Origin of the sequence: Dehalobacter sp. (assembly GCA_023667845.1) — a bacterium.
Taxonomy (GTDB): Bacteria; Bacillota; Desulfitobacteriia; order Desulfitobacteriales; family Syntrophobotulaceae; genus Dehalobacter.
Genome location: JAMPIU010000003.1, coordinates 1 through 9,743 on the forward strand (window position 1 = coordinate 1; position 9,743 = coordinate 9,743).

A 9,743-nucleotide genomic window follows, 5' to 3' on the forward strand; every position below is an offset into this window, starting at 1 on the left:
CTGCCCTGTGTAAGGGTTTACACTTTTTACACTATTTACACTGTTTTCTGATAGTGCCAAAAGGCGAAATGACTGTAACCCTTACGCAGGGCAGGAACTGGCTGGTTGTTAAGGTGCAGCGTTTCAGGGCAGGCTTTGCCCCTAAGTATAGCACAAATGTTCTGTTTCGGGAAGGGGGGGAATAGCTGATAGGTGATAGCTGATAGCTCATAGGCGATACCCGTCCACTACGTGGCGGGCACAGGTAGAAAAAGATGCTAAGACGAAATGCCTGCCGTGAAGATGGTTGGTATGCCCGCAAGCGCTTACAGCGCCGGGGTGCTGTGCAAGATCGGAGAGAAAAAAGATTAGTCGGCAGAAAAATCGAATAAGAAATGATTACGAACCACGTGTGCACATTTAGTTTACTTTTCTATCGATATTATTTCTTGAAATCTTCAGTTGTCTTACTAAATAGATCCTGAATGTATCTCAGGATTTAAGTTGTTACCGCAAAACCGGCACACCTTTGCATCTGGCAAAATTAGCTCAGCACAATGCGGACATTTTATTCGATAGTCAGTTTGGGTGATCTCGATTTTATTCATTTCTGATCGAGGATTATTCTTTTTACCAACAATTGCCATAATTAAAAATACGGCTACAGAAGCATAATCTAATATCGCCATAAAAGAAATGGCATCAATTCCAAATCCGGCCCCTATTAGAAGTCCGAAAACAATTATTCCCAGAAGTATCAATATCGGAATCCATTTCCAACCTCTGAGACCTGCAATAACTGCCAATGAGACCTGCAAAACAAATAACCACATATCGAGCCTCCTGATAAATACAAACTCTAGTAACCTATAAAAATTTCGCACCTTACCGACATGTAAAATTGTAACATTGAAAAAAACCTCAATCGACATTGCCAGGATTATACAGTTCAATCATACTTTCCAGAAGGATATTAGTCATTTCTCGGTTGGTAAAAAAACTAAATTATCACATTGCTAAGACCGGATGACCGATTAATGGGCATTGAAAGATTTGAACCTTCAAGGACGGCGCAACTGGGATTGTTTTAATCGGAAGCCACCCCCTTTAATTCCCCCTCCACGGAGGGGGTCGTGACCTTAAACTCCCTCTTTAGACTGCTTGCGGCCCGCTTGCGGGAGGGGACGGCGAAACCGGGGGGTGACTGCTTGCGTGCCGAAGGCGTGGGGTCCTCGCCCCGGATCGACCCAAGCACTGCTCTAAACAAAGCGGGGGGGGGTGCTTCGCGACACCGACAAGAACGGAGGTTAAAATTGCAAATTGACAGTTAAAATCCTATATTGGTTGACAAGGGTTCATCGGGAAACTATACTTTTTTTATCGCGCAAAGGAATGAATGGCAGTCGACTTGAATGGAAATGAAGTTTTAATCAAAAGTAAAAAACGTGTTCAACAACACGGAGAGGTATTCACGCCAAAAGAAATAGTAGATGCGATGGTTACCCTTCCTGGTTTGAGCGACTTTATAACCCAGGTTACCACAAGCGTCCTTGAGCCTTCAGTAGGTGAGGGCGCCTTTCTCATCAACATTTTGGAGCGAAGACTTCAACTTCTAATTACAAAATTTCCTGACGATCTTGTAAGATTCGAAAATTACGCTCTTCTCGCCATTTCAAGCCTATATGGGGTTGAGCTTTTAGAAGACAATGTAAAGAAATGTGTAATGAATCTATATGTTTCTTTTCTTGATTTTTATAAAGATTTTGCTGCAAAATTCAATAAGACCCCCAAAAACGACGTTTTAGAAAGCGCAAAGACGATTATTGCGATCAATATTGTTCAAGGGAATTTTTTGAAACGCAAAAAAAGCGATGGGAAACCGATTGTATTTAGTGAATGGGAACCTCTCGGATTAAAAACAAATACCAAACATATCAAAGTTATCAGAACTGATCACACTCTGCAGGATATCTTTGACCACCGCAAAATTCCCCAGGGAACTGTTTACACTTATATTCCTGAGACAAAGCAACTAGGTTTGTTTGATGATCCTGTTGAACAACCCATCTTACCAGTGTACAGGTATCTTCCCGTTGTTATCGCAGAGGTTTACAAGCAAGAGATGGAGGAAATTGAATCGTGAATAAAACTATCATCGCCCCTTACCGCCGACTTGACCTCAAGATCTATGGCTATCACCTTCCTCAGCTCTCCACGCATCAAGGCAGCGTCAAGGTTGGCGAAACCAACCACGAGGATGTCAATACCCGTATCCAACAGCAAACCGGTACAGTGGGCGTTCAACCAAGCCTGCTCTTCACACGGAACGCGGTAAGGAGCGACGGCGAACTCTTCCACGACCGTGACCTGCACGCCTACTACCGTCAGCGTGGAATCAAACGTACTCTGCTCAATAATCAGGCTTCCGAGTGGTACTATTTCGGAGATGTCAACCGTGCGGAAGAAATGACCGACGATTACATCAGCCTCGATTACGATGCTGTTCAAGTGAGCGAAAAAGAAACGGATTACATCCTTCGCGCTGAGCAAGCTCAGGCAGTGGCAAGCACTCTTAAGTATTTTCAGGATCCCATTCACGGCTCTGAATTTCTGTGGAACGCCAAACCCCGTTTCGGAAAAACCCTGAGCACATACGATCTTGTCCGCAAGCTAAGAGCTAAAAATGTCCTGATCGTTACCAACCGTCCCGCTATTGCAAACTCCTGGTATGACGATTTTGAGAAGTTTATCGCCTGGCAGGAACCAGGAATGAAGTTTGTCTCTGAGACGGATGCCCTTTCAAGCAGGCAACCGATGGCACGGCAAGAATTTCAGAAATATGCCCGTACCCATATCAATGAAACTATTTTTATTCGTTGTGTCGCTTTCATTTCACTGCAAGACCTTAAAGGTGCAAGATTCGCTGGTGGTCCCTACGACAAGCTGGAATGGGTTGAGGGAACGAAATGGGATCTGTTGGTGATTGATGAGGCACACGAAGGCATCGACACACTCAAAACCGACCGTGCCTTTGATAAGATCAAACGCGACTATACCCTGCACCTTTCCGGCACTCCTTTCAAGGCAATCGCCACCGAAAAATTTCAAAGCGAACAGATTTTCAACTGGTCATATCTCGATGAGCAGGCTGCCAAAAACAGCTGGGAAGAAAACGGAACAGACACCAACCCCTACGAGAGCCTGCCAACGCTGAATCTTTTCACCTATCAGATGAGCAAAATCATAGAACAAGAGGTTGCCAAAGGCATCACCCTCGATGACGATACCAACCTCGACTATGCTTTCGACCTGAACGAATTCTTCAGCACCAAAGATAACCGCACTTTTGTTTATGAAGAAGACGTAATACATTTCCTCGACAACCTGCACACCGGCAAGTTCCCCTTTGCCGAAAAGGAACATCAACAGGAACTCAACCATACTTTCTGGCTGCTTCCGCGTGTGGCTGCCGCCAAAGCCATGGAGAAATTGCTCAATAACCATCCATTTTTCAAGGATTACGAAATTGTCCTGGCTGCCGGTGACGGCATCAGTCTGATTGACGATGAGGATATTGAGAACATTGAAGAAACAGCCGAAAACGCAACCCGCAACAGACGCAGTTACGATCGCGTTAAAGAAGCGATTGCCAATCACCCACGCACAATTACGCTTTCAGTCGGTCAACTGACCACGGGTGTCACCATTCCGGAGTGGACCGCGGTCTTGATGCTCAGCAACATCAAGTCACCCGCCCAATACTTCCAGGCATCCTTCCGCGCCCAGAACCCCTGGGAATTTCAGGATGAAGAGACCGGCGCGTGGTTCCGAAAAGAAAACGCCTACGTTTTCGACTTCGCACCTGATCGCACGCTGGTGCTCTACGATGAATTCGCCAATAACCTGACCGATGAAAGCGTCAGAGCAAGTGAGTCAGACCGCCAGGTAAACATCCGCGAGCTGATCAACTTCTTCCCGGTTATTGCCGAAGATGATGAAGGCAGCCTGCGGGAGATCTCACCAGAAGAAGTGCTGACCATCCCAAGCCATATCAAGGCTGTCGAGGTAGTGAAGCGCGGTTTCATGTCCAACCTGCTTTTCGCCAACATTGGTGCCATTTTCTCTGCTCCCGCTGAACTAAGAGCCATCCTCGATAAAATCTCACCGGAAGCCAACAAACGCCTGGCAGACAAACGCGAGATCAAAGTGACCGATCCGATGTTGAATGAGAAGGGTGAAGTTGAAGTGCCCAACGAAGTTGTGGTCAACACCACCCACGGCTTATTCGGTCAACCAATTTACAAGACAGATGTTGAAGCAGCGCTTGAAAAGTTCGCAGATATTACCAACAGGGATACCGCCGCCGAAAAGATTTCCAAAGAACTTGTCGGCAAACTGAAAGATGGTTTCACACGGACTGCCCAGGAATTGAACCTGCCAAAGAAAACAATTGATAACAACACCAAGGCGGTTGAAAAGATTTTAACGCAAAAAGTTGAAGAAAATCTCTACCAACGCGATGAGAGGCTCCGGAAAGCAAAAGTCGAATATGAACAGAAAATCGAGCAGAACACCAGCCAATCTGCCCGGGAGAAAATTGAAGAGCTCTACAAAGCAGAGGTAACCTCCATCAATGAAGTTCTGCAGACCGAGATCCAAAAGAGTGCGGCCGAAGCCACGCAAAAGGTGGTTGGTAAGCACTTGGAGCAAAAGGAAGAAGACAAGAAAAAAACCACTGAAGATGATGTGCGCGATCATTTACGCGGTTTCGCCCGCACCATCCCGGCTTTTCTGATGGCGTATGGTAGTTCGGATACCACCCTGGCAACCTACGACCAAAATATCGACCCTGCCACCTTCATAGAGCTCACCAGCATCACGCTGGACGAATTCGGCAAGCTGCGCGACGGTTTTGACTACATCGGCAAAGATGGGCAGCAAAAGAGCGTCCCAAGTCTCTTCAACGAGAGTGTTTTCAACACCTCAGTCAAAGAATTTTTCAAGATCAAAGAAAAGTTAGCCGATTACCTGCACGGCGGGAATGAAGAAGACATCTTCGATTACATCCCGCCCCAGCGCACCAACCAGATTTTCACCCCCCGCAGGGTGGTAAAGATGATGGTCGATTTGTTGGAGGAGCAGGATCCGCAAATATTTAAAAACAAAGAGACCACCTTTATCGATCTTTACGCCAAGAGCGGTTTGTATCTAACCGAAATCGCTAAACGCCTCTTTATAGGCTTGCAAGAAGAGATACCAAATGAGGATGAACGCATCCGCTGGATCCTGGAATGTCAGCTTTTCGGCTGCGCCCCCAGCAATATCATCTACAACATGGTTAAGAATTATGTTTATGCCGGCTTCCCGGAGATAGAGGATAGTAACCTGCTGGAGCTCGACCTGACCGAAGCAGCCAAAGACGGCAAAGTCAAACAGGTATTGGCAGAAAGGTATGGAAAAGAAATGAAATTTGACGTCATTATCGGCAACCCTCCGTATCAGGAGAGCGATGGGGGCGCACAAGCAAGCGCAACTCCACTTTACAATGAGTTTATTCGGGAGTCGAAAAATCTCAATCCCCGATATCTATCGATGATTATACCTGCGCGGTGGTACTCCGGTGGTAAGGGGCTAAACCAGTTTAGAAATGATATGTTAGCTGATAACCATATTCGTATTTTACATGATTTTATTGACGCCTCTGATTGTTTCACTGGTGTTGAAATCAAAGGAGGAGTTTGTTATTTTCTCAGGGACAGAGAGGCTAAAGGAGACTGTAAAGTATTCACACATATTGGAGGAAAAGTCGTTTCTGTTGCTGAACGACCACTATTGGAAACTGGGGCGGATATTTTTATAAGGCATAACGAAGCCATACAAATACTTCATAAAGTTGCAAAATTGCAAGAGATTAGCTTTTCGACAATTGTTCGGCCTGCAATGACGTTTGGGTTTAGAACATACTATAAGAATTTTTCTAGCAAAAGTAAGATGAACCAGTTTGTTAAAGTGTATGGGAACCGTTCGCAAGGCTACGTTGAACGAGATAAAGTCAAACGAGGAATCGACTGGATCGATAGATGGAAAGTTATTGTTCCTGAAGCTATTGGTATTGGAGATATGCGTGTTGATTTATTGAAACCAATCATCTCAGAACCTGGTTCAATAAACACTGAAACATACATTATGAACGGACCATACTCAAGCGAAGATGAAGCAAAAAACGTATGTTCTTACATAAACACAAAATTCTTTCACTTTCTGCTTGGATTAAAAAAGAACACGCAACATACCACCCAAAGCGTTTACACTTTTATTCCTTTGCAAGATTTCACATCAAGTTCAGATATTGATTGGACAAAATCCAGTCCGGAAATTGACCGACAGCTATACAAAAAATATGGTCTAGATAATGAGGAAATCGCTTTCATTGAATCAATGATTCGACCAATGGAATAAAGACTGAACTCCCATCAATTTTTTTATTGAAGGGGTAAAAAGGAGTTTTAACATTGAAAGCAACAGAAGCAAAGTTATTAAAATTTATAAGAAAATCACCCCAGTTTGTAATTCCAATTTATCAACGTTCTTATTCCTGGTCCGAAAAAGAATGTCGGCAACTTTGGGATGATATTGTGCGAGCCGGTGAGGATGAAAAAATTAATGCACATTTCATTGGTTCCATTGTTTATATTGAAAAAGGAATTTATCAGGTTACAAGCCAATCGCCGATATTGGTTATTGATGGTCAGCAGAGACTCACAACAGTTTCCTTATTGATTGCTGCATTGGCAGAAAAACTAGACGCTCTACCAGAAGATGAACAGGAAATTCTGGAAGGATTTTCTCCCAGAAAATTGAGAAACTATTATCTGCGAAATCCAGAAGAAGATGGAGAGAAGTATTACAAGCTTATCTTATCAAAAACTGACAAAGACACTATGGTTTCAATAGTTGATGAAAAGGAAGTTCCAAAAGACTACTCCTTTAAAATTTTCGAAAATTATGAATTGTTTAAATCATGGTTAGATGAGTATTCGGATCGGTTGGAAGTAATATGCAAAGGAATCGCAAAACTTATCGTCGTTGATATAGCCTTAACCAGCGATCAAGATAATCCACAACTGATATTCGAGAGCATGAATTCAACAGGGAAAGAATTAACCCAAGCTGATCTCATTCGAAATTACATTTTGATGGGTCTTGATATTAAGCAGCAGACCTACTTGTATGAGAATTTCTGGAGGCCGATGGAAATTGATTTTGGTCAGGAAGCTTACAATTCAGATTTTGATGGCTTCATGCGTCATTATTTGACGGTACAGACTGGGAAAATACCCCGAATAAATGAAGTATACGAAGGCTTCAAAGAGTATGCTACTTCGATGAAATTCAAAAATTTCACCATGAGCATGATTGTAGAGGATATAAGAAAATTCTCGAAGTATTTCTGCAACATGACATTGAGGCAAGAACCGGATAAAGAGCTTCAATCAGCGTTCAATGATATTAAGGAGTTGCGGGTTGATGTAGCCTATCCAATGCTATTAGAGGTCTACGATGATTATGCATCAGGCTTTCTGGCAAAAAATGATTTTGTCCAAATATTGCGGCTGGTTGAAGCTTACGTTTTCCGTCGAAATATTTGCTCCATTCCAACCAACTCATTGAATAAGACCTTCGCTACTTTTATGAAATCTGTCGATCGAATGCGTTATTTGGAAAGTGTGAAAGCTCAATTTATACTACTGCCTTCTTATAGAAGATTTCCTAACGATATTGAGTTTAGAAAAGAACTACAAACTAGAGATGTATATAACATCCCACGAAGAAGTTATTGGTTTAAAAGAATCGAAAACTATGACCGCAAAGAACAGGTTGAAGTAGATCAATACACGATAGAACATATCATGCCTCAAAATCCCAACTTATCCGATGAATGGAAAGCTGCGTTGGGTCCTGAATGGGAAAGAATCAGAGAAACATGGTTGCATACAATCGGTAACCTGACACTAACAGGATACAATTCCGAATATAGTGACAAACCGTTTATCGAAAAAAGAGATATGGAGAACGGTTTTCGTGATAGCCCAATCAGGTTCAACCAGTCTCTCAGGAACGTTGAAACCTGGGACGAGCAAGCCATTATTGAAAGAGCAAAACAATTAAGTGATCTTGCATTAACAGTTTGGACTTCTCCAAAGCTGGCAGAAGATGTTCTTGAAAACTATCGACCAGATTCAACAGAAAAGTCGGCAAACTCAATCGAAAATTTTGCTTATCTTTCACCAGGGAACAGTTCTTTTGTTGAAGAGGTAAGATATCTTTTCGATGTTCTCAGAAAAGAAATTTTAGCGATCGATTCTGTAGTCGTGGAAGAATATCTGAAGTTATATATTGCGTATAAGGCAGAGACAAATTTTGTTGATGTGGTTCCTCAAGCAAAGCGACTAAGGCTTTCTTTGAATATGCCTTTTGCCGAGATAAATGATCCAAGACGTATTTGCAAAGATATCACAAATCTTGGTAGATGGGGCAATGGTGATGTGGAAGTGGGTTTTTATGACATCAAGGACCTTCCATATATTATGAGTCTTATCCGCCAGTCATTTGAACGACAGATGGTTAATTCGATTTAAATAGTTAAATAAATCGCAGACAATAGATTTTGTACAAAACAAGTATCGTTAAGGTAATTATCTTTGAAGCAGATAAGCCAACTCTAGTTCTTTCATGGTCTTTTGACCATGAAAGGCTTTTGACCGCAGGGCTCCAATGACAGAACCGAGGACCTGTAGATTAGAACTCCAGGGCTGGCGGGCGGATCACCACGCTGCGCTCGCGATGACAAGAGAAGAAACTTTGCGAGGAGCTAAGCGAGGTGGCGTATTTCGCTCTACAGAGTTCATGCACTACTTACTGCAACGCTTGATAAAAAAAATTGCCTATAGTCTCAAAATATGCATTTGTAATACCAAAAGCGGCAGGGTGTTTGGTGATGATGTATTTTGTATCTTCTGAATTGGCTGCCAAGAATCCACCTTTATCCGTGAAACTTGATTTTTGACCAGCAATGGTGTGCCAGTAATCTGAATAACCTTGACCCATGAACACCACCACCTTGGGTTTGTATTCCTCGATCCTCGTTCGGATGTGTTCGGCACGCCAGGGAACGCAGTAATCCCGATAGGTTTTGCGGTCTTTCAAGAAAGGTAAACTTGACCAGAGGTTGTAACCCCAATGATTTAAACTAGGAGAAGGAAGCGGCAGCAACTCTACCAGGCAGGTTTCTCCGGTTTTTCGACCAATAAGATCTCTTTGGTAGACTCTGACATCTGGTGTTGCGGAGGGCAGCCCCTTTGAAGCCAACACTATTCTCGCCTGCTGCATCCATGTTCTCTGCAATTTAACAGGGTCTTTGAAACACTGTGGGAAACCGATTATTCCGTGAAATTGGTAAATATCAACGAGTTCTGTCTCACCAAGCTCGACCCAGGCATTAAGCCTCTTTGTCACCTGATCCAGATCATTCCCACCACCTTCCTCCATGCCAATGAACCAGTAATCTCCTGAATAGTTACCTGATCCGTAGAAAGTAGATATGAAATGTTGGAGCAGTGTTTCGTTTAGCTCGTCTATCATGAAGTGCCTCCAATTCCCTTAGGAAATCATTATAACCGTCCACACCGAAGGGGAGGGCTGAACACCTGGTTCTTTCATGGTCTCCTGACCATGAAAGGCATTTGACCGAAGGTCTCCATTGA

6 protein-coding genes are annotated in these 9,743 nt (G+C 43.3%); 4 read left to right on the forward strand and 2 right to left on the reverse strand.

The features are described 5' to 3' along the window. The coding region (locus NC238_00025) for a hypothetical protein (GenBank protein ID MCM1564340.1) at window positions 1-185 on the forward strand (185 nt) is incomplete at its 5' end. A gap of 264 nt (window positions 186-449) precedes the next feature. On the opposite strand, the gene NC238_00030 is transcribed toward NC238_00025, so the two are convergent. Continuing rightward, complete coding sequence (locus NC238_00030) at window positions 450-812, reverse strand: hypothetical protein (protein ID MCM1564341.1); 363 nt, start codon at window positions 810-812, stop codon at window positions 450-452. Window positions 813-1,375: 563 nt separating this feature from the next. Here NC238_00030 and NC238_00035 point away from each other — a divergent pair. From NC238_00035 to NC238_00045, 3 genes are read left to right on the forward strand one after another with little or no spacing between them, the layout of a single operon-like run. After that, window positions 1,376-2,122 (forward strand): N-6 DNA methylase, encoded by a 747-nt coding sequence (locus tag NC238_00035; protein MCM1564342.1) that lies wholly within the window; start codon window positions 1,376-1,378, stop codon window positions 2,120-2,122. After that, a complete protein-coding gene (locus NC238_00040; protein ID MCM1564343.1) occupies window positions 2,119-6,438 on the forward strand; it encodes an Eco57I restriction-modification methylase domain-containing protein in 4,320 nt (1,439 codons plus the stop codon). The genes NC238_00035 and NC238_00040 overlap by 4 nt, the downstream gene beginning before the upstream one ends. Before the next feature lie 53 nt (window positions 6,439-6,491). Further along, on the forward strand, window positions 6,492-8,618 hold the full coding sequence (locus NC238_00045; protein MCM1564344.1) for a DUF262 and DUF1524 domain-containing protein: 2,127 nt from the start codon (window positions 6,492-6,494) through the stop codon (window positions 8,616-8,618). Between the two features lie 277 nt (window positions 8,619-8,895). Here the strand turns inward: NC238_00045 and NC238_00050 are convergent, their stop codons facing one another. After that, window positions 8,896-9,621, reverse strand: coding sequence for a hypothetical protein (locus NC238_00050; protein MCM1564345.1), 726 nt, complete (start codon window positions 9,619-9,621; stop codon window positions 8,896-8,898). Window positions 9,622-9,743 lie beyond the last annotated feature (122 nt).